The 25662-nt window shown below is 72.3% G+C and carries 19 protein-coding genes; 7 read left to right on the top strand and 12 right to left on the bottom strand.

The genetic code is table 11. The features are described from left to right. Nucleotides 1-70: 70 nt before the first annotated feature. The 6 genes from ACFVYF_RS02405 to ACFVYF_RS02380 form a co-directional block, all read right to left on the bottom strand. Nucleotides 71-1048, bottom strand: a complete 978-nt coding sequence (locus ACFVYF_RS02405; protein WP_389449515.1) for a helix-turn-helix transcriptional regulator — start codon at nt 1046-1048, stop codon at nt 71-73. An 87-nt stretch (nt 1049-1135) separates the two neighbouring features. Beyond that, nucleotides 1136-3838 (bottom strand): pyruvate dehydrogenase (acetyl-transferring), homodimeric type, encoded by a 2703-nt coding sequence (gene aceE / locus ACFVYF_RS02400; RefSeq protein ID WP_389449512.1) that lies wholly within the window; start codon nt 3836-3838, stop codon nt 1136-1138. A 359-nt stretch (nt 3839-4197) separates the two neighbouring features. Then, complete coding sequence (locus ACFVYF_RS02395; RefSeq protein ID WP_389449509.1) at nt 4198-4821, bottom strand: GntR family transcriptional regulator; 624 nt, start codon at nt 4819-4821, stop codon at nt 4198-4200. 243 nt (nt 4822-5064) lie between these two features. Further along, nucleotides 5065-6876, bottom strand: a complete 1812-nt coding sequence (gene sucB, locus ACFVYF_RS02390; RefSeq protein WP_389449506.1) for a 2-oxoglutarate dehydrogenase, E2 component, dihydrolipoamide succinyltransferase — start codon at nt 6874-6876, stop codon at nt 5065-5067. A gap of 85 nt (nt 6877-6961) precedes the next feature. Continuing rightward, a complete protein-coding gene (gene lpdA / locus ACFVYF_RS02385) occupies nt 6962-8350 on the bottom strand; it encodes a dihydrolipoyl dehydrogenase (RefSeq protein ID WP_389449503.1) in 1389 nt (462 codons plus the stop codon). Nucleotides 8351-8612: 262 nt separating this feature from the next. Continuing rightward, nucleotides 8613-10136, bottom strand: a complete 1524-nt coding sequence (locus ACFVYF_RS02380; RefSeq protein WP_389449500.1) for a leucyl aminopeptidase — start codon at nt 10134-10136, stop codon at nt 8613-8615. Nucleotides 10137-10465: 329 nt separating this feature from the next. Between ACFVYF_RS02380 and ACFVYF_RS02375 the strand changes: the two genes are divergently transcribed. From ACFVYF_RS02375 to ACFVYF_RS02355, 5 genes are all read left to right on the top strand, one after another. Beyond that, entirely contained in the window at nt 10466-12502 is a 2037-nt protein-coding gene (locus tag ACFVYF_RS02375) for a hypothetical protein (RefSeq protein ID WP_389449497.1), read from the top strand. 89 nt (nt 12503-12591) lie between these two features. Further along, nucleotides 12592-14115 (top strand): GT4 family glycosyltransferase PelF, encoded by a 1524-nt coding sequence (gene pelF / locus ACFVYF_RS02370; RefSeq protein WP_389449494.1) that lies wholly within the window; start codon nt 12592-12594, stop codon nt 14113-14115. Continuing rightward, nucleotides 14112-15632 carry a hypothetical protein gene (locus tag ACFVYF_RS02365; protein ID WP_389449491.1) on the top strand — a complete coding sequence of 507 codons (1521 nt, stop codon included), beginning with the start codon at nt 14112-14114 and terminating at the stop codon, nt 15630-15632. The genes pelF and ACFVYF_RS02365 overlap by 4 nt, the downstream gene beginning before the upstream one ends. Further along, nucleotides 15629-16294, top strand: a complete 666-nt coding sequence (locus tag ACFVYF_RS02360) for a spherulation-specific family 4 protein (RefSeq protein ID WP_389449488.1) — start codon at nt 15629-15631, stop codon at nt 16292-16294. The genes ACFVYF_RS02365 and ACFVYF_RS02360 overlap by 4 nt, the downstream gene beginning before the upstream one ends. Further along, the gene (locus ACFVYF_RS02355; RefSeq protein ID WP_389449485.1) at nt 16291-17070 is read left to right on the top strand and encodes an endo alpha-1,4 polygalactosaminidase; all 780 of its coding nucleotides are present in this window, start codon (nt 16291-16293) and stop codon (nt 17068-17070) included. The genes ACFVYF_RS02360 and ACFVYF_RS02355 overlap by 4 nt, the downstream gene beginning before the upstream one ends. Here the strand turns inward: ACFVYF_RS02355 and ACFVYF_RS02350 are convergent. Beyond that, entirely contained in the window at nt 17030-17635 is a 606-nt protein-coding gene (locus tag ACFVYF_RS02350) for an RDD family protein (RefSeq protein WP_389449482.1), read from the bottom strand. The genes ACFVYF_RS02355 and ACFVYF_RS02350 overlap by 41 nt on opposite strands. A gap of 129 nt (nt 17636-17764) precedes the next feature. Next, nucleotides 17765-18550, bottom strand: coding sequence for an adenosylcobinamide-GDP ribazoletransferase (locus tag ACFVYF_RS02345; protein WP_389449479.1), 786 nt, complete (start codon nt 18548-18550; stop codon nt 17765-17767). A gap of 60 nt (nt 18551-18610) precedes the next feature. On the opposite strand from ACFVYF_RS02345, the gene ACFVYF_RS02340 reads away from it, so the two are divergent. Further along, nucleotides 18611-19378: a hypothetical protein gene (locus tag ACFVYF_RS02340; RefSeq protein WP_389449476.1), complete on the top strand. Its 768-nt coding sequence runs from the start codon at nt 18611-18613 to the stop codon at nt 19376-19378. Here ACFVYF_RS02340 and ACFVYF_RS02335 read toward each other — a convergent pair. From ACFVYF_RS02335 to cobT, 3 genes are all read right to left on the bottom strand, one after another. Beyond that, entirely contained in the window at nt 19315-20034 is a 720-nt protein-coding gene (locus ACFVYF_RS02335) for a hypothetical protein (protein ID WP_389449473.1), read from the bottom strand. The two genes, ACFVYF_RS02340 and ACFVYF_RS02335, sit on opposite strands and share 64 nt — an antisense overlap. A 34-nt stretch (nt 20035-20068) precedes the next feature. After that, nucleotides 20069-21865 carry a phosphatidylglycerol lysyltransferase domain-containing protein gene (locus ACFVYF_RS02330; RefSeq protein ID WP_389449470.1) on the bottom strand — a complete coding sequence of 599 codons (1797 nt, stop codon included), beginning with the start codon at nt 21863-21865 and terminating at the stop codon, nt 20069-20071. Nucleotides 21866-22046: 181 nt separating this feature from the next. After that, nucleotides 22047-23243 carry a nicotinate-nucleotide--dimethylbenzimidazole phosphoribosyltransferase gene (gene cobT, locus ACFVYF_RS02325; protein WP_389449467.1) on the bottom strand — a complete coding sequence of 399 codons (1197 nt, stop codon included), beginning with the start codon at nt 23241-23243 and terminating at the stop codon, nt 22047-22049. 115 nt (nt 23244-23358) lie between these two features. On the opposite strand from cobT, the gene ACFVYF_RS02320 reads away from it, so the two are divergent. Next, entirely contained in the window at nt 23359-24423 is a 1065-nt protein-coding gene (locus ACFVYF_RS02320) for a class I SAM-dependent methyltransferase (RefSeq protein ID WP_389449464.1), read from the top strand. 32 nt (nt 24424-24455) lie between these two features. Here ACFVYF_RS02320 and ACFVYF_RS02315 read toward each other — a convergent pair whose 3' ends face one another. Then, the gene (locus tag ACFVYF_RS02315) at nt 24456-25655 is read right to left on the bottom strand and encodes a bifunctional adenosylcobinamide kinase/adenosylcobinamide-phosphate guanylyltransferase (RefSeq protein ID WP_389449460.1); all 1200 of its coding nucleotides are present in this window, start codon (nt 25653-25655) and stop codon (nt 24456-24458) included. Nucleotides 25656-25662 lie beyond the last annotated feature (7 nt).

Genomic DNA, 25662 nt, shown 5'->3' with positions numbered 1-25662 from the left:
CCCGGCGCGCCGCCCGCCATCGCCCGGCACGACACCCGGCGCACGCCGAGCGGCGAGCCGCAGGCCGCCCTCACCCGTACAGCGCGGCCAGCCGCACCGCCTCCTCCGCGAAACGGTCGCGCAGGCTCGCCGGCGACAGCACCTCCGCCTCCGGCCCCAGGGCCATGAGCTGGGTGTGCGCCACCTCCTCGGACTCGACCGGCAGGGTGACGGTCACCCACCCGAGGTCGTCAGGCTCGCCCGGAGCGGCCAGCGCCTCCCGGGCGGACGCGGGATCAAGGGCGTACGGCAGCCTCCGTACACCCTCGGGCGAGAGCCGGACGACGACCTCCGCCCGCAGGAGGGAGCGGGCGAACTGCTCGGCGCGCTCCTCCCAGAAGCCGGGCAGATCGAAACCGTCGTCCCGGGTGAAGCGCTCCTCCTCGGCGGCGGCCGCCGTGAACCGGTCGATGCGGTAGACCCGGAAGGATCCCGACTCCGGTTCCCGGGCGCACAGGTACCAGACGCCCGCCTTGAGCACGAGCCCGTACGGCTCCAGGAGCCGCTCCACCTCGTCCTCGTCGGCGCCCCGGCGGTAGCGCGCGCTGATCCGCCGGTCGTCCCACACCGCCTCCGCGACCGCCGGCAGCAGCCCGGGCGTCTCCGGCTCGCGGAACCAGGCGGGCGCGTCGAGATGGAAGCGCTGCGCGGCCGTCCGCGAGGCGTCCCGCAGCGAGGGCAGCAGCGCGGCGGACACCTTCAGCCGGGCCGCCGAGGCCGCGTCGTCGAGGCCCATCTCCCGCAGCGCGCCCGGCACTCCGGACAGGAACAGCGCCTCCGCCTCACCGCGGGCGAGGCCGGTCAGCCGGGTGCGGTAGCCGCCGATGAGGCGATAGCCCCCGGCCCGGCCCCGGTCCGCGTACACCGGGACGCCCGCCTCCGAGAGGGCCTGGGCGTCCCGCGTGACCGTACGCTCGGACACCTCCAGCTCCCGCGCCAGCTCGCCGGCGGTCATCGACGGCCGGGACTGAAGCAGTAGCACCATCTTGATCAGGCGGGCAGCACGCATACGGTCATGATGCCGGGCCCCACCGACAGCGAAGGGGTACGGCGGCCGCCGTACCCCTTCAGCGAAGCTGAGCCCTCGTGCCGGCCGTTACAGGCCGTACCGCTCCCTGGCCTCCTTGACCGCCGAGGCCTTGACCTCGCCGCGGCGGGCGAGCTGGGCCAGGGCGGCGACGACGATCGACTCGGCGTCGACACCGAAGTGGCGGCGGGCCGCCTCGCGGGTGTCGGAGAGGCCGAAGCCGTCGGCGCCGAGCGAGGAGTAGTCCTGCTCGACCCACTGGGCGATCTGGTCCGGCACCTGGCGCATGTAGTCGCTGACGGCCAGCACCGGGCCCTCGGCGCCGTTCAGCGCCTGACGGACGTACGGCACCCGCTCCTCGCCGCGCAGCAGCGCCGCGTCGGCGTCGAGCGCGTCGCGCCGCAGCTCGGTCCAGGAGGTCGCGGACCACACGTCGGCGGCCACGCCCCACTCCTCGGCGAGCAGCCGCTGGGCCTTGAGCGTCCAGTGGATCGCCGTGCCGGAGCCGATGAGCTGGATGCGGGCGGCGTTCGCGGCCGGGGAAAGGCCCGCGGACTCCGCGGTGTTGAAGCGGTACAGGCCCTTGACGATGCCCTCGTCGATGCCGAGGCCGGACGGCTTCGCGGGCTGCGGCACCGGCTCGTTGTAGACCGTCAGGTAGTAGAAGACGTTCGGGTCCTCGCCGGGGGCGGCCTCGCCATACATCCGGCGCAGACCGTCCTTGACGATGGTCGCGATCTCGTACGCGAACGCCGGGTCGTACGACATCGCGGCCGGGTTGGTCGCCGCGATCACCGGCGAGTGCCCGTCGGCGTGCTGGAGGCCCTCACCGGTGAGCGTCGTACGGCCGGCCGTGGCGCCGACCAGGAAGCCGCGGCCGAGCTGGTCGCCGAGCTGCCACATCTGGTCGGCCGTGCGCTGCCAGCCGAACATCGAGTAGAAGATGTAGAAGGGGATCATCGCTTCGCCGTGCGTGGAGTACGCGGTCGACGCGGCGATGAAGTCCGCCATGGAACCGGCCTCGGTGATCCCCTCGTTGAGGATCTGGCCGTCCTTGGCCTCCTTGTAGTACATCAGCTGGTCGCGGTCGACCGGCTCGTACGTCTGGCCCTTGGGCGAGTAGATGCCGAGGGAGGGGAAGAGGCTCTCCATGCCGAAGGTGCGTGCCTCGTCGGGGACGATCGGCACCCAGCGCCTGCCCGTCTCCTTGTCGCGGACCAGGTCCTTGACCAGGCGGACGAACGCCATGGTCGTCGCCACGTTCTGCGAGCCGGAGCCCTTGTCGAAGGACGCGAACGTCTTGTCCGCGGCGGCGGGCAGCGGGGCGAGCGCGTGCGTACGACGGGCCGGGGCGGGGCCGCCGAGGGCCGCGCGGCGCTCCTGGAGGTAGCGGACCTCGGGGGCGTCGGCGCCCGGGTGGCCGTAGGGAACGACACCGTCCACGAACTGGCTGTCGGAGATGGGCAGTTCGAGCAGGTCACGCATCTGCTTGAACTCGTCCGTCGTCAGCTTCTTCATCTGGTGGTTGGCGTTCTTCGACGCGAAGCCCTCGCCGAGCGTGAAGCCCTTGACCGTCTGGGCCAGGATGACCGTCGGCGCGCCCTTGTGCTCGACGGCCGCCTTGTAGGCCGCGTACACCTTGCGCGACTCGTGGCCACCGCGGGAGAGGTGGAAACACTCGAGGATCTTGTCGTCGCTCAGCAGCTTCGCCATCTCGGCGAGCGCCGGGTCGGCGCCGAAGAAGTCCTGGCGGATGTAGGCGGCGTCACGGGTCTGGTACGTCTGCACCTGCGCGTCGGGTACCTGGCGCAGCCGGCGTACCAGCGCGCCCGTGGTGTCGAGCTGGAACAGCTCGTCCCAGGCCGTGCCCCACAGCGACTTGATGACGTTCCAGCCGGCGCCGCGGAACTGGGCCTCCAGCTCCTGCACGATCTTGAAGTTGGCGCGGACCGGGCCGTCGAGGCGCTGCAGGTTGCAGTTGATGACGAAGGTCAGGTTGTCCAGACCCTCGCGGGAGGCCAGCGCGAGTGCGGCCGTCGACTCGGGCTCGTCCATCTCGCCGTCACCGAGGAACGCCCACACGTGGGACGCGGACACGTCCTTGATGTTGCGGTTGGTGAGGTAGCGGTTGAAGCGCGCCTGGTAGATCGCCGACAGCGGACCGAGGCCCATCGACACCGTCGGGAACTCCCACAGCCACGGCAGGCGCCGCGGGTGCGGATAGGACGGCAGGCCGTCGCCGCCGGACTCCTGGCGGAAGCGGTCGAGGTGGTGCTCGGTCAGCCGGCCGTCGAGGAAGGCGCGGGCGTAGATGCCGGGGGAGGCGTGGCCCTGGATGTAGAGCTGGTCGCCGGACCCGTCACCCTCCTTGCCCTTGAAGAAGTGGTTGAAGCCCGTCTCGTAGAGCCAGGCGGCGGAGGCGAAGGTGGCGATGTGGCCGCCGACGCCGTATTTGCTGCCGCGGCTCACCATCGCGGCCGCGTTCCAGCGGTTCCACGCGGTGATCCGCCGCTCCATCTCCTCGTCGCCGTCCACTGCGGGCTCGGCGGCGGTGGGGATGGTGTTGACGTAGTCGGTCTCCAGCAGCTTGGGCAGCGCGAGGCCGGTGCCCTCGGCGCGCTCCAGCGTGCGGCGCATCAGGTACGCGGCACGGTGCGGCCCGGCCGCCTGGGTGACGGCGTCCAGGGAGGCCTGCCATTCGGCGGTCTCCTCGGGGTCGCGGTCCGGGAGCTGGTCGAGCTCGCTCGGCTGGATTGCGGTGGGGTCGGTCATTGCGCCGCCTTCCGGATGCGGAGGGGGGTTCCCTCATCGGCAAGGGGTTTTCGGGGGTTGCCCTTGGTCTTTGGCAGGACAGGGCGGCGGGCTCTGGTTCGAGCCCGTCGGTGACTGTAACTCCCTGATCGATGATCGATCAAAGGGTTCCAGGGGAAAACCTCTTCATTCCGGGAAAGTCGGCACCCGGTGCCTCCACCTCAGGCACCGGGTGCCTTGAATGCGAAGCTTTGTGCAGGTCGGGGCGGCGTTTGAGCGGGGGTGCGCTCCTCTGCTCGGGCGGCGGGAGACGCTCCGGTGCGCTCCTCGGCTCGCGCGGGGATGCTCCGGTGCGCTCCTCCGCTCGCGCGGGGAAACGCTCAGGCGCGCGGAGCGCAACCGAGCACATGCGCCTTGACCAGCTCCGCGATCAGCGGATCCCGGCGGCGGAACGCGTCCACCAGCGCCTCGTGCTCCTCCGCGTACGACTGCTGGACGGTCCCCAGCCAGCGGATGGACAGAGCCGTGAACACCTCGATGCCCAGGCCCTCCCAGGTGTGCAGCAGCACGGAGTTGTCCGCGGCGCGTACCAGCTCGCGGTGGAAACCGACGGTGTGCCGGACCTGGCCGGTGCCGTCCGCCAGCCGGTCGGCCTCGTACAGGGCCGTGACGTGCGGCTCCAGGGCCGAGCAGTCCTCGGCCAGCCGCTCGGCCGCCAGCTCCGCCGCGATGGCCTCGAGGCCGGCCCGTACGGGATAGCTCTCCTCCAGGTCGGCCGCGGTCAGATTCCGCACCCGGACGCCCTTGTTGGGCGCCGACTCGATCAGCCGCAGCGACTCCAGCTCGCGCAGGGCCTCCCGGACCGGGGTCTGACTGACCTCGAGCTCGGTGGCGATCCGCCGCTCGACGATCCGCTCACCCGGCTGCCAGCGCCCACTGACGATCCCCTCCACGATGTGCTCGCGGATCTGTTCGCGCAGCGAGTGGACGACGGGCGCGGTCATGAGGGCTCCTTCGAAGGGGGCGCACCTGCCCCGAGGGCGTTGACGTCTAGACAATAAGGCCGCCTCCCCGCCGGGGAGGAGCACACGGCGGCGCTTTCGTGCAGGTGAGACGAGACTTACACGCCCTCGGGGCGGGACCGGCCGCACGGACCCGGAGGGCGATCCCGCAGGCGGGGGCGCACGGGAAAGACGGCGCCCCCGCCCGGAGAGCTCCGGGCGGGGGCGCCGTACCAGCGTGCGGGACTACAGGCCGAGCTCGACCTCGAACTCGCCCGCCTCCAGGATCGCCTTGACCGCGGTCAGGTAACGGGCCGCGTCGGCGCCGTCCACCAGACGGTGGTCGTAGGAGAGCGTCAGGTACGTCATGTCGCGGACACCGATGACGGTGCCCTCCTCCGTCTCGATGACGGCCGGACGCTTGACCGTGGCACCGATACCCAGGATCGCGACCTGGTTCGGGGGCACGATGATCGTGTCGAACAGCGCACCGCGCGAACCGGTGTTGCTGATGGTGAAGGTCGCGCCGGACAGCTCGTCCGGGGTGATCTTGTTCGCCCGGACCTTGCCCGCCAGGTCGGCGGTGGCCTTGGCGATACCGGCGATGTTCAGGTCGCCCGCGTGCTTGATGACCGGGGTCATCAGGCCCTTCTCGGAGTCCACCGCGATACCGACGTTCTCGGTGTCGAAGTAGGTGATCGTGCCCTCTTCGACGTTGATCCGGGCGTTGACGGCCGGGTGGGCCTTCAGCGCCTGGGCCGCCGCCTTCACGAAGAACGGCATCGGGGAGAGCTTGACGCCCTCACGGGCCGCGAAGGAGTCCTTCGCCTTCCCGCGGAGCTTCATCAGACGGGTGACGTCGACCTCGACGACCGAGGACAGCTGGGCCTGCTCGTGCAGGGCCTTCACCATGTTGTCGCCGATGACCTTGCGGATGCGGGGCATCTTCACGGTCTGGCCGCGGAGGGGAGAGGCCTCCAGGGCCGGGGCCTTCTTCGCGGCCGGAGCGGCGGCAGCGGCCGGAGCCGGAGCGGCAGCGGCGGCCTTCGCGGCCTCGGCGGCGGCGATGACGTCCTGCTTGCGGATGCGGCCGCCGACGCCGGTGCCCTTGACGGTGGACAGGTCGACGCCGTTCTCGGCGGCGAGCTTGCGCACCAGCGGGGTCACGTACGCGCCTTCGTCACCGGAGGTCGCGGCGGGCGCCGGGGCCGGGGTGACGGGGGCCGGAGCAGGGGCGGCCGGCGCCGGGTCGGGCGCGGGAGCCGTCTGCTGCTGCGGCGCGGGAGCCGACGGCGCCTGCGGGGCGGCCGGGGCGGGGGCCGCGGGGGCGGCCTGCGCCGGAGCGGGAGCCGGCTCGGGCTCGGGCTCGGCGGCCGGGGCGGCCGGAGCCTGCGCCGGGGCGGCCGGAGCCTGCGCCGGGGCCGCCGCGGGAGCGGCACCGGGCGCACCGATGACGGCCAGCTTGGCGCCGACCTCCGCCGTCTCGTCCTCACCGACGACGATCTCGAGCAGCACGCCGGAGGCGGGCGACGGGATCTCGGTGTCGACCTTGTCCGTGGAGACCTCGAGCAGGGGCTCGTCCTCCGAGACCTCCTCGCCGACCTCCTTCAGCCAGCGGGTGACGGTGCCCTCGGTGACCGACTCGCCCAGCGCGGGCAGGACGACGTCGGTGCCCTCGGCGCTGCCGCCGCCGGAGGCGGCCTCGGCGGTCGGGGCGGGCGCGGGAGCGGCGGCCTCGGTGGACGGGGCGGACTGCGGGGCCGGCTCCGGAGCAGCCTCGGGAGCGGGCTCGGCGGCCGGGGCGGCGGCGGGAGCACCCGTGCCGTCGTCGATGACGGCCAGCTCGGCGCCGACCTCGACCGTCTCGTCCTCGGCGACCTTGATGGAGGCGAGCACACCGGCGGCGGGCGAGGGGATCTCGGTGTCGACCTTGTCGGTCGATACCTCCAGCAGCGGCTCGTCGGCCTCGACGCGCTCGCCCTCGGCCTTCAGCCAGCGGGTGACAGTGCCCTCGGTGACGCTCTCGCCGAGCGCCGGAAGGGTTACGGAAACCGGCATGGTTTCGGTTGCTCCTTACGAATGTGCGGAAGTCTGTGGTCGTCGCGCCCAGGTGCGACGCAGGGACTGATCTGCCGGGGGCCGGTCAGTCGTGGGAGTGCAGCGGCTTGCCCGCGAGGGCCAGGTGGGCCTCGCCGAGCGCCTCGCTCTGCGTCGGGTGCGCGTGGATGAGCTGCGCGACCTCGGCCGGCAGCGCCTCCCAGTTGTAGATCAGCTGGGCTTCGCCGACCTGCTCGCCCATACGGTCACCGACCATGTGGACGCCGACCACGGCACCGTCCTTCACCTGGACGAGCTTGATCTCACCCGAGGTGTTGAGGATCTTGCTCTTGCCGTTGCCGGCGAGGTTGTACTTCAGAGCGACGACCTTGTCCGCGCCGTAGATCTCCTTGGCCTTGGCCTCGGTGATACCCACGGAGGCGACCTCGGGGTGGCAGTACGTCACCCGCGGGACGCCGTCGTAGTCGATCGGAACGGTCTTGAGACCGGCCAGACGCTCCGCCACCAGGATGCCCTCGGCGAAGCCGACGTGCGCGAGCTGGAGCGTCGGGACCAGGTCACCGACGGCGGAGATGGTCGGAACGTTGGTGCGCATGTACTCGTCGACCAGGACGTAGCCGCGGTCCATCGCGACGCCCTGCTCCTCGTAGCCCAGGCCCTGCGAGACGGGGCCGCGGCCGACGGCGACGAGCAGCACCTCGGCCTCGAACTCCTTGCCGTCGGCAAGGGTGACCTTGACACCGTTCTGGGTGTACTCGGCCTTCGAGAAGAAGGTGCCCAGGTTGAACTTGATGCCGCGCTTGCGGAAAGCGCGCTCAAGAAGCTTGGAGGAGTTCTCGTCCTCGAGCGGGGCGAGGTGCTTGAGACCCTCGATGATCGTGACGTCCGTACCGAAGGACTTCCACGCCGAGGCGAACTCGACGCCGATGACGCCGCCGCCCAGCACGATCGCGGACTGCGGTACGCGGTCCAGGACCAGCGCGTGGTCCGAGGAGATGATGCGGTTGCCGTCGATCTCCAGGCCCGGCAGCGACTTCGGCACGGAGCCGGTCGCCAGCAGCACGTGGCGGCCCTGGATGCGCCGGCCGTCCACGTCGACGGACGTCGGGGAGGACAGACGGCCCTCACCCTCGATGTAGGTGACCTTGCGCGAGGCGATCAGCCCCTGCAGACCCTTGTACAGGCCCGAGATGACGCCGTCCTTGTACTTGTGGACGGCCGCCACGTCGATGCCCTCGAAGGTGGCCTTGACACCGAACTGCTCGCTCTCGCGGGCCTGGTCGGCGATCTCGCCCGCGTGCAGCAGAGCCTTGGTGGGGATGCACCCGCGGTGCAGGCAGGTACCGCCGACCTTGTCCTTCTCGATCAGGGCGACGTCCAGGCCCAGCTGCGCTCCGCGCAGGGCCGCGGCGTAACCGCCGCTACCGCCGCCGAGGATCACTAGGTCGAAAACGGTGCTGGCGTCGTTCGCCACGTCACGTCCTCCATGCATGTGCGCCACGCCGGTCTGCAGTGACCGGTCGGCGGCTGGTGTCCGGCCGCTCTTCTTCGGCCCTGTGGTGGGGGCCCTGTCCTGCCGAGAACCCATCTTCGCACTTGTCGGCGCCGTTCGAGACGCCGGGCCCATGTGTGAGACGTCGCAGTGTGCTGTTCCCGGTGGACAAAACGGCCCCGGGCGGTCGTGCGCCCGGGGCCGTGACAGCGCCCCGCGCGGTGGCGCGGGGCTGTGTCCGGGGCTAGCCCAGGTCCCCCGCCGCCGTCAGCTCGGCCAGGCGGACCAGGGTGCGCACGGCGGAGCCGGTGCCGCCCTTCGGGGTGTAGCCGAAGGGGCCCTGCTCGTTGTAGGCCGGTCCCGCGATGTCGAGGTGCGCCCAGGTGATGCCCTCGCCGACGAACTCCTTCAGGAACAGACCGGCCACCAGGCCGCCGCCCATGCGCTCGCCCATGTTGGCGATGTCGGCGGTGGGGGAGTCCATGCCCTTGCGCAGGTGGGTCGGCAGCGGCATCGGCCAGGACTCCTCGCCGACCTCCTCCGCGGCCTCGACGACCGCGGTGCGGAACGCGTCGTCGTTGGCCATCACGCCGAAGAGGCGGTTGCCGAGGGCCAGCACCATGGCGCCCGTCAGGGTCGCCACGTCGATGATCGCGTCCGGCTTCTCCTCCGAGGCCTTCCACAGGGCGTCGGCGAGGACCAGCCGGCCCTCGGCGTCCGTGTTGAGGACCTCGACGGTCTTGCCGCTGTACATGCGCAGCACGTCACCGGGGCGGGTCGCCGAGCCGGAGGGCATGTTCTCGGCCAGCGCCAGCCAGCCGGTGACGTTGACCTCGAGGCCCAGGCGCGCGGCGGCGACGACCGCGGCGAAGACCGCCGCGGCGCCGCTCATGTCGCACTTCATCGTCTCGTTGTGGCCCGGGGGCTTCAGCGAGATGCCGCCCGAGTCGTAGGTGATGCCCTTGCCGACGAGGGCGAGGTGCTTCTTCGCCTTGGAGCTGGTGTACGACAGCTTGACCAGGCGGGGAGCGGCGGCGGAACCGGCGCCGACGCCGAGGATGCCGCCGTAGCCGCCCTTCTCCAGCGCCTTCTCGTCGAGCACCTGCACCTTGATGCCGTGCTCCTTGGCCGCGGTCTGCGCGACGGCGGCGAAGGCCTCCGGCGTCAGGTCGTTCGGCGGGGTGTTGATCAGGTCGCGGGCGCGGTTGAGCTCCTCCGTGACGGCGACGGCGCGCTCGACGGCGGCCTTGAACGCCTTGTCGCGGGGCTTGCCGCCGAGCAGCGTGACCTCGGCGAGCGGAGCCTTGCCGCCGGCCTTGGCCTCCTTGCCGTTCTCCTTGTACGCGTCGAAGGTGTACGCGCCCATGAGCGCGCCCTCGCCGACGGCGCCGGCGTCCGCGGCGTCCGCGAGCGGCAGCGCGAAGGCGGCCTTCTTGGTGCCGGCCAGCGCGCGGGCCGCGACTCCGGCGGCGCGGCGCAGGGACTCGGCGCCGTAGGTCTCGTCCTTCTCCGGGACGGAGCCCAGGCCGACCGCGACCACCACGGGTGCCTTGAAGCCGGACGGCGCGGGCAGCTTCGTCACCTCGCCCTCGGCACCCGAGGCGCCCAGGGTCTCCAGGACGTCGGCGAGCCTGCCGTCGTAGGCCTTGTCCACGGCCTCGGCGCCCGGTGCAACGACCGGGCCCCGGGCGCCCTTCGCGACACCGACGACGACGGCGTCGGCGCGCAGGCCGGACACCGCTGCGGTGCTGAGAGTGAGAGCAGTCACGGTGGTGAAATCTCGCTTCCGTTGAAATTGCGCTGGTCGAGCGGGGGTGGGTCGACCGGGCCTGTACGACAGACCCTAGATCGGTGCGCGGCAGGGGCTCGGACCGGGCCCGGGGGCGCCGAGGACGAGCCTACGCGCGGGCGGCGTTTCGCTCATCCGGCCGGGCGTTCACCCGTCAGTGGCGTGGTAGCCACTTATCACCCACCCCATCGTGTGACCTGAGTCACACTCGTCGGGTTCCGGTGAGCATGCGGCTCGCCGCTTTGCATGATTTCCACGGATCCTCCTCGTATCGACCACAAGAGGATCTTGCTGGGGGAGGGACCAACATGGCGCAGAGCGCGCACAGATGGAGAGACGCGGCCGCCGCAATGGCGGCCGCCGGTCTGCTGGTACTGGGTCTGGGGGCGCCCGGTGCGTCTGCCGCGCCGGCACCACGCATCGATCTCAAGGTGCTGGTGGTGGACAACGGGGACAGCCCCGTCGAGGCCATCACCGCCGAACTGAAGAACACCGGCATCCCGTACACCACCGTGGACCTCAACGCCTCGGGCCGTCCGACCATCGACACGGCGTTCCTGAGCGACACCGTCGGCGGCACGCCCCGGGCCAAGTACCAGGGCGTGGTCCTGCCCAACGAGGCGCCGTTCGGCGCCGGCTCGGCCGAGCAGACGGCCCTGGAGACGTACGAGAAGACCTACGGCATCCCGCAGGTCGACGCCTACACCTGGGCGCATCCGGAGGTGGGTCTCGACTACACCACCGCGGGCGGCTGGAGCGGCAGCCTGGACGGCAAGCAGGCCGCCGTCACCACCGAGGGCAGGGCGGGCGCCTTCGGGTACCTCGACGGACCGGTCGCGTTCGAGGACAACGCCCCGGACATCCAGGAGAGTTACGGCTATGTGGCGAAGCCCCGCACGGGCTTCACCAGCTATGTCGACATCGCCGTGCCGTCGGGAACCGGCCGCGGCAGCCTCATCGGCGAGTACGCCCACGACGGGCGCCGCGAGCTCGTGGTCACCTTCGCGTACAACCAGTACCAGCAGCAGTTCCGGGTGCTGGCGCGCGGCATCGTCGAATGGCTGACACAGGGCGTACACCTCGGGCAGAACAGGAACTACTTTTCTGTCCATGTCGACGATGTCTTCGCACCCGACAGTCGCTGGGACACCGTGCGCAACTGCACGCCCGGAGACTTCGACTGCGTGGGCGGTGACGGCGAGGGGACCACGCCGATCCGGATGACGGCGGACGACGCGGCCTACGCCGCCCAGTGGGAGGCGGCCAGCGGCTTCACGCTCGACCTGGCCTTCAACGCCGGCTCGGGCGAGGAGTGGAAGAGCGAGAACGGCAACGTCGACGCCCTCACCGACAAGCTGCTCGCCGACAAGGCCAAGTACCGCTGGGTGAACCACACGTACACGCACGCCTTCCTCGGCTGCGTCCAGGACACCTCGACGGTGCCGTGGAGCTGCGCGAAGAACGCGGACGGCTCGACCCAGTACGTGAGCCGCGCCGACATCTCGGCGGAGATCGGCAACAACTACAACTGGGCGCTCTCCCACGGCCTTTCGACCGACCGCACCGAGCTGGTGACCGGCGAGCACTCGGGTCTGAAGTCGCTGCCGCAGCAGCCCGCCGACAACCCGAACCTGGCCGGAGCCCTCGCCGACAACGGCGTCAAGTGGACGGCGTCGGACAACTCCCGCGAACCGGCGCAGCGTGCGGCGGGCAGCGCGCTGACCGTGCCGCGCTACCCGATGAACGTGTACTACAACACCGGCACCGAGGCCGAGATGGCCGACGAGTACAACTGGATCTACACCTCGAAGGCCGACGGCGGCAGCGGTCTGTGCGAGGACAACCCCACGTCCACGTGTCTGTCCGAGCCCCTGTCCAGCAGCACCGGATATGACTCGTACATCGTGCCGCAGGAGGCCCGCACGGCGCTCGGGCACGCCATCAGCAACGACCCGCGACCGCACTACGCGCACCAGTCCAACCTGGCCGAGGACCGGCTGCTGTACCCGGTCCTGGACAAGGTCCTCGCCGACTACCGGGCGCTCTACGCCGACAACACCCCGCTCGAGAACCCTCGGCAGAGCGCGATCGGCACCGAGCTCAAGTACCGGGCCGCCTGGCAGAGCGCCGTCGGCAACGGCAGTGTCACGGCGTACCGCGTCGGCACGACCGTCACCGTCACCGCTCCCTCCGGGATCCACATCCCGGTGACCGCACCCGAAGGGACCAAGAAGAACACCCTGCTCGGCACCACCGCGTTCGGGACGCCGTACGCGGGAGAGCGCTCGGCCTGGACCACGCCGGAACTACTGCAGACCGCTCTCACGCTGACCCTGCCCTCGTAAGGCGGCACCGCAGCACCAGGCGCACCCCGGCCAGGACCGGCCGGGGTGCGCTACCGAGCCGTATGTCATGTTCCACAGGGGGGAACTGCATGATGCGCACCGGCCGTCATGTCACGATGCTCACCGAGGGCACCTATCCGCACGTCCACGGCGGGGTCAGCACCTGGTGCGACCAGCTCGTGAAGGGCATGCCCGAGGTCGACTTCCACATCGTCTCGCTCACCGGCAGCGGCCGCGAACCCGTGACCTGGGAGCTGCCGCCCAACATCTACCGGCACACCTCCGTGCCGACCTGGGGCCCGCGGCCGGGGCGCGCGCGAGCGCCGCTGGGCCGGGCCCGCCGGCGTTTCACCGACACCTACGAGCGCTTCCTGCTGTCCTTCCTCGACCCCGAGGCGCACTGCGACTTCGGCCAGGCGCTCTACGAACTGGCCGAACTCGCCCGGGACGGACGGCTGTCGGCGGCCCTGCGCACCGAGTCGGCGCTGCGCTCGCTGATGTGGATCTGGACGATGCCGCATCTGTCCACGGCCGCCGCCCGGCCCACCGTGCACGACGCGCTGACCGCCACCGACCTCCTGGAACACGCACTGCGCCCGCTGGGGGTGCGCATCCCCGAGGACTCCGTGGCCCACGCCGTCAGCAGCGGCCTCGCCACCCTGCCCGCCCTCGCCGCGCACCACCTCGACGGCGTCCCGTTCCTGCTCACCGAGCACGGCATCTATCTGCGCGAGCGCTACCTCGGTTACCGCAGCGCCGAACAGCGCTGGCCCGTCAAGGCGTTCATGCTCGGCTTCTACCGCGAGCTGAACTCCCTCGGCTACCGCGCCGCCGACCTCATCACCCCCTGCAACCAGTACAACCGCCGCTGGGAGGAGCGCGGCGGCGCCGACGCCGACAAGATCCGTACGGTCTACAACGGCGTCGACCCGCACGCCTTCCCGCACGCCGGCCCCGAACCCGAGGTGCCGACCCTCACCTGGTGCGGCCGCGTCGACCCCATCAAGGACCTGGAGACCCTGCTGCGCGCCTACGGCATGGTGCGCGCCGAACTCCCCGAGACCCGGCTGCGGTTGTTCGGCCCGGTACCGGCCGGCGGGGAGGCCTACCTCACCCGGCTGGAGAAGCTCGCCGCCGAACTCGGCGTCACCGACGGGCTCACCTTCGAAGGGCGGATCAGCGAGGTGTGGCGGGCCTACGCGGCCGGCCACGTCGTGATGCTCTCCTCCATCTCCGAGGGCTTCCCCTTCTCGATCATCGAGGCCATGTCCTGCGGCCGTACGACCGTGTCGACCGACGTCGGCGGAGTGCGCGAGGCGGTCGGCGACACCGGGATCGTGGTGCCGCCGCGCGAGCCGGAGAAGATGGCCGCCGCCGCGCTCACCCTGCTGCGCAACGACGAACGGCGCCTGGAACTGGGTCAGTTGTCCCGCCAGCGGGTCATCGACCGCTTCACGCTCCGCCGCTCCGTGGACGCCTTCCGGACGATCTACCAGGAGCTCGCCGGGCTGCCCGAGGTGTACGAGCCCACCCTGGAGACCGTCGCCGACTGGACCCTCGAACTGCGCGACCCCTGGTACAAGGCGGTCGCCACCGACGGGGCCGACTGGTGAGCGGTTCGCTGCGGATGCCACCCGGCACGTACGAGGACACGCTCCCGTACGTGCCGCGGCAGCGCCGCGCGCCCAGCTGGGCCGGCCCCGACCCGGTCGACGAACTCGCCGAGCGCCTGGACGACTTCATAGCGGCTGCCGTCCACCCCGACGAGATAGCCGCGCTGCTGGAGTCCGACGGCATGTCGGACGACCAGATACGCGAGCGCTACGGATGCAAGAACTCCTTCGCGCTCGCCGAGGAACTCTTCGAGCGCGTCGAGCGCCGCCATCCCGAGCCCGCGGGACCCGTCCACGACCCGTGGCAGATCGGCCTCCTCGGCTGTCTGCTGCGCGGTGTCGTCTTCGCCCTGCCCGGCCTCGGATACGTCCTGGGCGCACCGCTGCTCGCCGGCCCCCGCGACGGTCTGGGCCTCCCGGCCGGGACGATCCCCCTGCTGGCCGGCGCCCTCTGCGGCTGGACCTGGAACCAGGGGCTCGCCCACCGGGCCTACTCCTGGCTGGGCCTCGGCGACCGCGCGGCCGCCCGCCGCTCGCTGCTCGTCGGTGCCCCGGTGGGGGCGCTGCTCGGTTCGGTGGTCGCCCTGGCCGCGGCGGGTGCGGCGCATCCCGGCGCCGTCGCCTTCGCCGCCGGGCAGTCCTGCTACCTCGCCGCCGCCACCGTCCTGCTGGTGCTGGGCCGCGAACGGGCGCTGCTCGGGGCCCTGTTGCCGATGGCCGGCGGCGCGGTCCTGGCGCTCGTCCATCCGGTCCCGGACCTGGTGAGACTGGCCCTGCTGCTCGGCTCGCTCGCCGCCGTCGCCCTGCTCGCCCTGCTCGAAGTGACGCCCGCAGTGCGGGAGTTGGGGGAGGGGAGCTGGGCCGCCGGCTGGGCGGCACTGCTGCCCTTCGGGATGTTCGGCAGCGACCCCGGGCACCGGCCGCGGTCGGCCGCACCCTGGCTCGCCGGCTCCCTGCCGTACGCCCTCTTCGGGCTCGGCAGCGGGGTCCTCGTGCTGTACGCGGCGCTCGGGGACGTACTGGCGGGCACGCACACCGCGGTGGCCGCGCCGGCCGCGGTCGCCCTGACGCTCAGCATGGGCCCGGCCGAGTGGCTGCTCCACCGGTTCCGCAGCGGTAGCCTCGCGGGCCTGCGCTCCAGCAGCACGTCGAGGGACTTCTGGCGGACCACCGCGCGCACCCTGGTCCAGTGCCTCGGCGGATATTTGGCGGCGCTGTTCGCCCTGGGCCTCGCCACCTCCGTCCTGTGGCCGCACGCGCCGGGCGTGGGCGGCATCCGTCTCGTGTCGCTGCTGGTGCTGGGTGTGGTGCTCTGGACCGGGCTGCTGCTCCAGTCCTTCGGTGCCGTGCTGAGTGCCGCCGTGGTCTGCTGCGTCGCGGCGCTGGCCCAGACCGTGGCGCTGGCGACCCACGCGGGCAGCCCGCACCGGATCGGCCTGATCGTGTACGGCGTGGCGGCCACCGCGCTGGCGGGGCTCGTCTGCGGGCTGCTGGGGAGGGCGACGGCCCACCGATGAGCACGCCCACCGGGCCGGGGACCCTCCTCGTGCCCTACTACGAGCACCCGTCCGTCCGCCCTGCCGAGTGGCGGGCGATCGTCGCCGCCGCACCCCGCCTGTACGGGGTCGTGCTGAATCCGGCCAGCGGCCCCGGCGATGGCCCCGACCCGGCCTTCGCGGAGGTCGCGGCCCAACTGCGCGCGGCGGACGTACGCGTGCTCGGGTACGCCGACACGGACTACGGCCGCAGGCCGCACGCCGATGTCGTACGCGACCTCGCCCGGCACCGCTCCTGGTACGGCGCCGACGGCGCGTTCCTCGACCAGGCGGCCGCGGGAATCGCCGAGTTCGGCTACTACCGGCGGCTAGCCGCGGCCGCGTGGGGCGCCGGCTGCGGCACCCTCGTCCTCAACCACGGCACGGCACCGCACCCCTCGTACGCCAGGGTCGCCGATCTCCTGGTGACCTTCGAGGGCAGCTGGGAGACGTACCGCACCCAGCGCTTCACGCCGTGGCAGGGCGCCGGCACACGGCTGTGCCACCTGGTCTACGGCGTGCCGTCCGGCATCGACCTCACGGGCCCGTCCCGGGCCCGGGGGGCCACCGTCCACTGCGCGGTGCCGGGCGTCGGGGATCATCCTTGGGGTACGTTGCCGCACGCCCTGGAGCCCGCTCGATGAGACGCCCCGCCCTGCTCGCCGTACTGCTGCTGCTGATCGCGGGCTGCACGAGCGGGTCCGACGACAAGGAACCGGCCGCCCGCTGGCAGCCGCGCCCCGGCACCGCCTGGCAGTGGCAGCTCAGCGGGCACCTCGACACCTCCGTCGACGTCCCGGTCTACGACATCGACGGCTTCGACCATTCTCAGGCGACGGTCGCAGGCCTGCACCGCGACGGCCGCAAGGCCATCTGTTATCTGTCGGCCGGCGCCTGGGAGGAGTTCCGCCCGGACGCCGGGAAGTTCCCCAAATCCGTGCTGGGGCGCGGCAACGGCTGGCAGGGCGAGCGCTGGCTCGACATCCGCCGTACCGATGTCCTGAAGCCGCTGATGGCGGCCCGGATCGACATGTGCCGCGAGAAGGGCTTCGACGCCGTGGAGCCGGACAACATGGACGGTTACCGCAATCGCACCGGCTTCCCGCTCAAGGCCGCCGACCAGCTCCGCTACAACCGGCTCGTCGCCGAACTGGCCCACGAACGCGGCCTGGCCGTCGGACTGAAGAACGACCTCGGCCAAGTCCCCCAGCTGGTGGGGGACTTCGACTTCGCGGTCAACGAACAGTGCGCCCAGTACGAGGAGTGCGGGGAGCTGGAGCCGTTCATCAAGGCGGGCAAGGCCGTCTTCCATGTCGAGTACGAGCTGACGACCGGCAGCTTCTGCCCGGAGGCCCGCCGTATGAAGCTGAGCTCGATGCTCAAAAAGTACGCACTGGGGGTGTGGCGGCGGGCGTGCTGAGCCCGAAGCCCGTGACCGCCGTCCCGGCCAGCCGGTCGGCCAGTGAACGCCGGGTCGGCGAGAGCACCGGCAGCGCGTTGAGGAAGAAGATCACTACGGCGACGGCCCACACCAGCACCGAGAGCACGAACTCGCCCTCGACCAGCAGCACACAGGCCAGCGCGTACACGGCGACATCGGCGGTCGTCGTCACCGCCGCCCGCAGTGCGGCCCGGCGCGGGCGGCTCGGCGTGACCTTCAGACCGAGCAGGGCCTTGCCGACGGTCCGGCCGGCGAGGGCGAGCGTGGCCCACTGGTAGAGGAAGGTCGCGACGACCAGCAGTCCGAAGGCCTGCTCCACATCGCGGACCACCTTCTCCCACACATGGATCCCGAAGCCCTCGGAGGCGTCGATGACGTCGCCGCGCGAGGTGAGGAGGTCCCAGCCGCCCCGCGTCGCCAGCTCGGGTACGTCCGTCACGAGCGCGGATATCCGGTGGAAGGTGAGCACGGCGAGCGCGGACGCCGCCGCGAGCACCAGTGCGAAGTCGATGAGCCAGGCCGTGGCACGGCGAAGTTTCGGCACAGACGTCCCCCGATCACGATCTGTTGTCTGTTCGGCGGCTCAGATTAGTGGCGGTGCGACGCAGGATCGACGGGTTGCGGCTGATCGTTTCAGTGCGGTGACAGACGGCCGGTCCCGGGGGACCGACCGTCAGGGGGTGAGGGACAGAACCACCAGCGCGGTGGTCGCCGCCGTCTCCGCGAGCCCGCCGAAGACGTCGCCCGTGACGCCCCCGAACCGCCGGACACAGTGGCGCAGCAGCAGTTCGGCGGCGGCGCAGCCGGCGAGCACCGCGAGCGCGCCCCGCACGACGCCGTACGTCCCGAAGAGCGCGCCCGTGCCCGCCGCCGCGCCCACCACCCCGGCCGCCACGAGCAGCGCGTCCCGCACGGGCACCGTGCCCGCGACGGCCGCGCCCAGACCCTCGGGCCGGGCCGGGGGCACGCCCCTGCGGGCGGCCAGCGTGAGCGCGAGCCGGGCCGCGGCCGCCGAGACGACCGCCGCGCACGCGCCCCGCGCCCATGAGACGTCGTACGCCTGGAAGAGCGCGGCCACCTGGGCGAGCAGCACGAACAGCAGGGTGACCACGCCGAACGGGCCGATGTCCGACTGCTTCATGATCCGCAGGGCGTCCTCGGCGGGCTTCCCGCTGCCCAGCCCGTCCGCGGTGTCCGCGAGCCCGTCGAGGTGCAGTCCCCGGGTGAGCGCGGCCGGTACGGCGGCGGTGGCCACGGCGGCGAGCAGCGGGCCCGCGCCCAGGGCCAGCAGCAGTACGCCCGCGGCGGCGGCGCCCAGACCCACCACCAGCCCGGCCGCGGGCGCGCACAGCATCCCGCCGCGCGCGGCCCCGCGATCCCAGCGGGTCACCTTGACGGGCAGCACGGTAAGGGTGCCGAACGCGAAGCGCAGGCCGTCGGCGAGGGGGGTCCTGGACACCGGCGCAGGTTATCCGGCCGGGTGAGGAGCGGGTACGGCGGCCATGGATAAAGTTCGCATATGGGTCATTGGTTGCATCGCAACATCGTCGAGCCGGGCAAGCTCCCCCTGCTGCTGGCACTCGCCTCCTTCGTGCTGACCTTCGTGATCACGCGTGTCGTCGTCCGGCTGATCCGCGCGGGCAAGGGCCCGTTCGGCAACGTCAAGGCCGGGGGGCTGCACATCCACCACGTGGTCCCCGGTGTCGTACTGACCGTGATCGGCGGCTTCGGCGCGGTGGCCAGCGCCCGGCACGGCTTCGGCGCCTGCGCGTTCGCGGTGGTCTTCGGGATGGGCGCGGGCCTGGTGCTGGACGAGTTCGCGCTGATCCTGCACCTCGACGACGTCTACTGGTCCGAGGCCGGCCGCAAGAGCGTCGAGGTCGTGGTGGTCACGGCGGCCCTGGTGGGGCTGGTGCTCGGCGGATTCCTGCCGTTCGGGGTCAACGACCTGAGCCACCAGGAGCTCCAGGACCGCGGCGGCGTCGTCGTGAGCGTCGCGGTCAACTTCGTGTTCGCGCTGCTCGCCCTGAGCAAGGGCAAGGGACGTACGGCGATCTTCGGCGTGATCGTCCCGCTCGTCGCGCTGGTCGGCGCGATCCGGCTGGCCCGCCCGGGCTCGCCCTGGGCCAAGCGTTTCTACCGCCGGCGGCCGCGCGCCCGGGCCAGGTCGAGCCTGCGCGCCTACCATCACGACCGCCGTTGGGCGCGCCCCCGCCGCAGGCTTCAGGAGTGGATCGGCGGCAAGCCGGACCCCGAGCCCGCCCGCTCGCTGCCCGGAGGCCGGTGACGCCGGTGCCGCCGGTGACGCAGCGCGGAGAGTCCGCACACCACCAGCACCGCCGCGATGGCCGCCAGATGCTCCTTGCCCGCCAGGTTGTCCTTGAACGCCACCTCCACGAGCATCGACGCGATCACCAGTCCGGCCGTGACGTGCGCGCCGAACCGCCAGCCGACGAAGACGGCGAGCCCGACCACGGCCGCCGAGGGCCCGGTGTCGACGATCTGCGCGTCCGAGGCGGGCAGCCCCAGCGGGTGGTGGGGGCCGAGCGCGATGCCCACGCGCGCGTAGAGCGTGCCCGCCAGCGTGGCCACGTACGCGAGGACGAGCGTGCGCCACCAGCCCAGACAGATCTCCGCGATCCCGAACACGAGGAGGATCTGGGCCAGGGCGCCCCACACGGGGAGATCCAGCGCCGGCACGAAGAGGGAGAGCGGGGAGCGCAGCAGGGCGAGCCACAGCGGGTCCTGGGCCTGTACGGCGCCGATGTTCTGGACGAACCGGAAGCCCCAGGACTGGTTCTGCACGAACTGCAGGAGCGCCGTGAGGCACACGGCCCCGAGGGTCATCGGGATCGCCCGCAGGCGCCCGGCCGCCAGGGCCGCGCGCACGGTGACGTACAGCGCTCCCCACTCGGCGCGGGCCAAGCGGGCGAGTGCCCTCATCCGGCGGTCCGCGCGACCGTGCTCAAGTCGTGGCTCATCGGTGCGACTCCAGGTGCTTGCGGTGCAGCCACTTCGGCAGGCCCGGCGCCTCCAGGAAGCCTTCGGCACGCGCCGAGGCGACGCCGATGCGCAGCAGGTCCGCGCTCTTCTCGAAGAGCAGGAACCGCGGCTCCCAGATGGGCCGGTACTTGGCGTTGGCGCGGTACAGCGACTCGATCTGCCACCACCGCGAGAAGAAGCTGAGCAGCGAGCGCCACAGCCGCAGCACGGGCCCCGCGCCGAGGCGTGCGCCCCGTTCGAAGACCGAGCGGAACATCGCGAAGTTCAGCGAGACCTGAGTGATCCCGATCTCCTGGGCGCGCCGCAGGAGTTCGATCACCATGAACTCCATCAGTCCGTTCTCGGAGTCGCGGTCGCGTCGCATGAGGTCGAGGGAGAGCCCGCCGGGCCCCCACGGCACGAAGGACAGCACGGCCCTCAACTCCCCGTGCGCGTCCGTGCATTCGAGCATCACGCACTGCCCGTCCTCGGGGTCGCCGAGCCGGCCGAGGGCCATGCTGAAGCCGCGTTCGGTGGCGCCGTCCCGCCAGTCGTCGGCGCGCCGCAGCAGGTACGCCATCTCCTCGGCGGGGATGTCCTCGTGCCGCCGGATGCGGACCTCGTAGCCCGCCCGCTTCACCCGGTTGTAGGCCTGGCGGACCGTGCGCATGGCCCGCCCTTCGAGGGTGAACTCGGCGGTCTCCACCAGGGCTTCGTCGCCCAGTTCGAGTGCGTCAAGGCCATGGCGGGCGTAGATGGTGCCGGCCTCCTCGCTCGCGCCCATCACCGCCGGGATCCAGCCGTGCTCGCGCGCCTCGGCGAGCCAGGGCTCGATGGCGCCGGGCCAGGCCTCGGGGTCGCCGATCGGGTCGCCGGACGCCAGTGACACACCGCCCACGACCCGGTACGCCACCGCCGCCTTGCCGGTCGGCGACCACACCACGCTCTTCTCGCGCCGCAGCGCGAAGTAGCCGAGCGAGTCCCGGTCGCCGTTCTTCTCCAGCAGCTGCCGCAACTGCTTCTCGTCGTCCTCGGTGAGTGGGTCGACGGCGCGGCGGGAGCGGAAGGCCGCGTAGAGGACGGCGAGCACCAGCAGGGTGCTGAACACGTTGATGGTGACGTTGACCCAGTTGGGAGTCGTGATCCCGGGGACGTGCGCGTCGTCGGCGGCGACCGAGACGAGCCGCAGGGTGCCGTAGCGCCACCGGTCCAGGAAGGTCGAACGGTGCGCGTCGTGCGCGTGGTTGGTGACCGTGACCAGGAGCGCGGCGAGCAGCGAGGTGACCAGCAGACCGCCGACCGCGACGGCCGCGGCGAGCTTCGGGTTCGAGCGGTCGCCCTTCGCGTAGAACTCCCGGCGGCCGACGACGAGCGAGGCGACGAAGGCCGCGGTCAGACCGAGCGAGATCCAGTTCTGCGCGTACTGCCGGATCTCCGGGAAGGCCATCGCGAAGGCGAACAGCATCAGGAACAACCCGCTGAGGACGAGGTTCAGGATCCACGCGGCCCGTTTGCGGCGGCGCAGGGTGAGGGCGAGGAACATCGTGAACACCCCGGACGCGAACCCCGCCGTCAGGAGATACGGCGTGAAGTAGTTCTCCGTGTTGTGCCGCCGTACGTCCTGTCCGAGGGACACCCAGGCGGCGCTCAGGAAGTTGACGAACGCGACGGTCCGCACGTACCAGACGGCGAAGGCGGCGCTTCGCCGGGAGGTCCCGGTGGACCGGCGGTCCCCGTGGTCGTGGCGGGCCGGAACCCGTTCGTGTACAGCGGCAATTCGGGTATCTCCCATAAATGGCGATGATATGGGGCGTTATACCGTGGTGGAGGCACGCCGTGACCGCGGGTTCTCCGGGCCCCGGGCCATGGCGGAGGCAGGAAAAATCCGCCGCCCCGTGCTGGGTGGGGACGGCGGATTCCGGCGGGGCCGGGGCGCCGTGTTGTGGTGGCGGGGCGGCTGGACCGGTTTCCGGCTATTCCTTTTCGGGTGCCGGGCCGGGGGTCTCCAGCTCCTGTTCCAGGCCGGGGGTCGCCGGCTTTTGTTCCGGGCCGGGGGTCGCCGGCTCGGGCTCCGGGCCGGCGGCCTCCGCTTCCTGTTCCGGGCCGGCGGCCTCCGCGTCCTTCCCGGGAGTCTCCGGCAGCTCCGCCGCCAGCGCGGCCGCCGCCTGGACCAGGGGGAGCGCGAGCAGCGCGCCCGCGCCCTCGCCGACCGTGACCCCGTGGTCGAGCAGGGGTTCGAGCGCCATCCGGTCGAGCGCCTTCGCCTGCGCCGGCTCGCCGCTGTTCTGCCCGGCCAGCCACCAGTCCGGGGCCCGGAAGGCGATCCGCTGCCCGACGAGAGCGCACGCGGCGGAGACGACGCCGTCCAGGATCACCGGCGTCTTGCGCACCGCGCACTGGAGCAGGAACCCGGTCATCGCCGCGAGATCGGCCCCGCCGACCGTGGCGAGCAGCTGCAGCTGGTCCCCGAGGACGGGCCGGGCGCGACGCAGCGCGTCACGGACCGCCGCACACTTGCGCATCCACGCCAGGTCGTCGATGGGCCGTCCGCCCCGGCCGGTGACCACCGAGGCATCGGTCCCGCACAGCGCGGCGATCAGCACCGCCGCCGCGGTCGTCCCGCCGACGCTCACATCGGCGAGTACGACGAGATCGGTGCCGGAGTCCGCCTCCTCGTCGGCGACCGCGACGCCCGCCAGGAACGCCGCCTCCGCCTCCTCCGTGCTCAGCGCGTCCTCGACGTCGATCCGCCCGGAGCCGCGCCGCACCCGGTGCCGTACGACGTCCGCGGGCAGCGACTCGGGCTCGCAGTCCAGGGCCATGTCCACCACGCGCACCGGTACGCCGAGCCGGCGGGCGAGGATCGCGGCCGGGCTGCCGCCCTCCAGGAGCGTCCGCACCAACTGGTCGGCGGTGCCCGCGGGGCGGGCCGACACGCCGAGTCCGGCGACACCGTGGTCGCCCGCGAACAGCACCAGGCGAGGCCGCTCGACCGGCCGCACCGGCACCGCGGACTGCGCGGCCGCCAGCCACTCACCCAGGTCGTCGAGCCGCCCCAGCGACCCGGGCGGCACGCTCTGCCGCTCCCTGCGCGCCTCGGCGTCGCGGCGCACACCACCGTCGGGGCGCTCGATCAGATCGGTGAAGTCGTCGAGATTAAGCGAGCTCATTCGCCGAACAGTACCGGCCGCGATCGAACACGGCTGCGCCACGTCATTGCACCCATGATCGGAATCCCATACGTTCCGTTTTGCAGTGAATTGCCCCTCGGGTCCAGGAGCCGCCATGATCTCCATCCCGCACACGAGCGCCTCGCGCCGCGCCGCGTACCTGAGCGAACTCGCCCTGGGCACGGAACGGTTCCACGAGCCCCGCAGGGAGGACTGCCCCTGGTGCGGCGCGCAGCGGCTCCGCACCCGGCTGCGCACCACGGATCTGCGCCGGCACCAGCCCGGCACCTTCGTCGTCGACGAGTGCCTGGACTGCGGCCACGCCTTCCAGAACCCCCGGCTCACCGCGGAGGGCCTGGCCTTCTACCACCTGGACTTCCACGAGGGCCACGAAGGCTTCGCGGAACGCATCCTCGCCGCCCGCGGCAGCCGAAGACGCCACCGGGCCGCGGCCCGCGCGATGCTGCGCTTCCCCGAACCGGAGAGCTGGCTGGACGTCGGCACCGGACACGGGCACTTCCCGGAGACCGCACGCGAGGTCCACCCCTACACCGCCTTCGACGGCGTCGACCTCACCGTGCGCGTCGAGAAGGCGCGTGAGGCCGGGCGGGTCGAGGAGGCCCACCTCGGGCGCCTGACCGACCCGGAGCTCGCCGAGCGGCTGCGCGGCCGCTACGACGTCGTGAGCATGTTCCACCACCTGGAGCACGCCCCCGACCCGCGCGAGGAGCTGCGCGCCGCCCTGGCGGTCCTGCGCCCCGGCGGCCACCTCCTCGTCGAAGTCCCGGACCCCGCCTGCGTGTTCGGCACCCTGCTCGGCAAGTGGTGGGTCTCGTACGGCCAGCCGCAGCACCTGCACCTGATGCCGCTGGCCAACCTGCTCGCCGAACTCACCTCCCTCGGCTTCGAGGTCGTCTCCACCGACCGCCGCGAACCGCACATCCCGTACGACCTGACGGGCGCCGTCTCCCTGCTCTGCGCACGGCTGCTGCCGGACATCGACGCACCCTGGCGGGCCAAGCCCCCCACCGAACTCCAGCGCCTGGTGCGTACCGCCCTGACGCGGATCACGGTCCCCTTCCTGGCCGTGGCCTCCGCCCTGGACCACGCCCTCGCCCCGCTGCTCCGCCGGACCCGCTTCTCGAACACGTACCGGATCATCGCCCGTCGCATCGCCTGAGCCGCCGTCTCGGCGCCCGGTCCCGGCCGCCGTCAGCCCCGAAGCGGCAGCGCCTGGCCCGCCACCACCAGCAGCACGTGCTCGCACTCCGCCGCGAACGCCGCGTTCAGCCGCCCCAGTTCGTCGCGGTAGCGGCGGCCGGACGCGGTGGCCGGGACGATGCCGGAGCCGACCTCGTTCGAGACGGCGACGAGGGTCCGGCGGGTGGCGCGCACGGCGCCCGTCAGCTCCGCCACCCGCTTGCGCAGGGCGCGTTCACCGCCGCTCGCCCACTCCGCGTCGTCCCACGCGTCGACCGCGTCCATCGCGTCCGTCAGCCACAGGGACAGACAGTCGATGAGCAGCGGGGGGCCGTCCGCCGCGAGCAGCGGCACGAGGTCGCAGGTCTCGGTCGTACGCCAGGACCCGGGGCGGCGCTCACGGTGGGTGTGCACGCGCGAGGCCCACTCGCTGTCCCCGTCACGGGTGCCGCCGGTCGCGACGTACAGCACCGCGGGGAACGCCTCCAGGCGCCGCTCGGCCTCGACGGATTTGCCGGAGCGGGCACCGCCGAGGACCAGCGTGCGGCGCGGCACGTCCGGCACGTCCTCGTAGACGCCGACCACGAGCGTCGCACCGTCCGGCACCGTGCGCGCTCCGGCGGCGGCGAGCCGGCGGTGCAGTTCGGGCCCCGGCGGCACGTCGTGGTCGAGATGGACGGCGATGACGTCCGTCGCCGGACCGACCGCACCGGCCGCGCGCAGCTTCGCCAACGCGTCCGGGCGGCCCACCACGTCGACGGCCACCATGTCGTACGGCTCGCCGTTCTCGTCGAGTCCGGCGGGCGCCGCACCCGGCGGCAGATAGAGCAGCCGCTGTCCGTCGGGGCCCGTGACCGCGTACCCGGTCCCCGGCGCGTCCATCGGCACCGCCCGCACCCGGTGCCCGGTCAGCAGCGCCAACTCCCGACCGTCGGGCACCCGTCCGGGCTGCGGGAGCCCCGCCGGGACCTCCACCGCCGGCCCGTTGTGCGGGTGCGACAGCAGCACCTGCCGTACGCCGCCCAGCGAATGGCCCGCGCGGGCGGCCGCGAACGCGGCTCCGGGCGTGAGGTCGAGCAGCAGCGTCCCGTCCACCAGCAGCGCGGTCGCCGCCCGCGCGTCCGCGCCGACCGCGGTGGCGCAGGCCGCGCAGGGACAGTCGGGGCGGGGGAGGCCCGCCGGGGCGCCGGTGCCGAGCAGAGTCAGTTCCACGGGGATG

This window comes from Streptomyces sp. NPDC058274 (assembly GCF_042881375.1).
GTDB lineage: Bacteria > Actinomycetota > Actinomycetes > Streptomycetales > Streptomycetaceae > Streptomyces.
This window is presented reverse-complemented; position numbering and strand designations above follow the sequence as displayed.